The sequence below is a fragment of the Erysipelatoclostridium sp. AM42-17 genome (genome assembly GCF_003480255.1).
Lineage (GTDB): Bacteria > Bacillota_I > Bacilli_A > Erysipelotrichales > Coprobacillaceae > Faecalibacillus.
Genome location: NZ_QUIN01000044.1, coordinates 1,316 through 2,461 on the forward strand (window position 1 = coordinate 1,316; position 1,146 = coordinate 2,461).

The following is a 1,146-nucleotide window of genomic DNA, read 5'->3' on the forward strand; positions in this document are numbered from 1 at the left end:
AAAGTGTAACCTATCCAGTATATGTTCCAACCGATGACAGAAACAAATATCTCTGCATACTTTTTGATTTTGAAACAAAGATGATCATCGATGTCCTGCCATCAAGACATAAAAATGTGTTATCGGCCTATTTTCATAGCGTTCCTCTTGATGAAAGAAAAAATGTTGAATATATGTCATCCGATATGTGGGTATCCTACCACGACATATCAAAAATATTCTTACCCGATACTATCAGGACAATTGACAGATTCCACCTCCTTATGGAGTTTTCAAAAAAATTTAATTCAATCAGATGTGAAACAATGAAAAAATATGCACTTACTAAAAATGCCTATCAGAAAGAAAAAACAAAAAGAAAACTGAAACCTGATGAAGAAGCAATCTATAGAGAAGCATGTATCAACTATTACGCCTTTAAAAAATTCAGCTGGCTTTTCTATAAAACTGATTCTGATATTTTAAATCCAAACAACGATAAGAAGTTCAACAGGGTATTCAACCGATATATGAATTTTTATGATATCCATGAACATATCTGTTCATGTGATAATGGTTTTGAAGAAATATGCAATCTAAAATATGATCTCGATATGTTCTTTAAAAACAGTACAGTCGAAACCGCAAAAGAGAACCTTGAAAATTTAATAAAGGATTTTAAAGAAAATGACCGTGATGAAATGAAGAACTTCGCAGGTACTCTTTCCCGTTGGAAAAATGAAATCATTTATTCTTTTACGATCATCGGTGAATCAACTATCAATAACGGGCGCATAGAAAATATAAACCGAACGATTAAGACCATCAAAAGAAATGCGAACGGATATAAAAACTTTGAGCGCTTAAGAAGACGCATAATGTGGTGTGTAAACAAGCAGGGAAATATAATACTCAGTCAAAGAAAGGAAAATGAATCATGAAAAAATATACAGTGATTGTAGATGAAGATTATCAGGCGTTTAATGAAAACTGCAATATAACGCTAGATGAAATTGATTTAAAAATACAGGCCCTAAACAAGGAGTTGGAAGACATAAAGAATATAGCTTTGAAAAACTATGATATCCTAGATAAACTTTTCGAACTCAGACATGTAGATTTTTAGACAATATAAAACCATGAGGTGTCTCATTTGAGATTTGCCTC

General features: G+C 32.1%; 2 protein-coding genes. Both read left to right on the top strand.

The window, feature by feature from the left end; all coding sequences use genetic code 11:
* On the top strand, positions 1-920 hold a 920-nt coding region (locus DW911_RS10815), incomplete at its 5' end, for a transposase (RefSeq protein ID WP_199669481.1).
* Positions 917-1,105: a hypothetical protein gene (locus DW911_RS10820; RefSeq protein WP_048922995.1), complete on the top strand. Its 189-nt coding sequence runs from the start codon at positions 917-919 to the stop codon at positions 1,103-1,105. The genes DW911_RS10815 and DW911_RS10820, both read left to right, overlap by 4 nt.
* The last annotated feature ends 41 nt before the right edge of the window (positions 1,106-1,146 follow it).

Excerpts from the sequence above, each read along its gene's own strand:
- DW911_RS10820 (WP_048922995.1), top strand. The coding sequence starts at position 917 with ATGAAAAAATATACAGTGATTGTAGATGAAGATTATCAGGCGTTTAAT.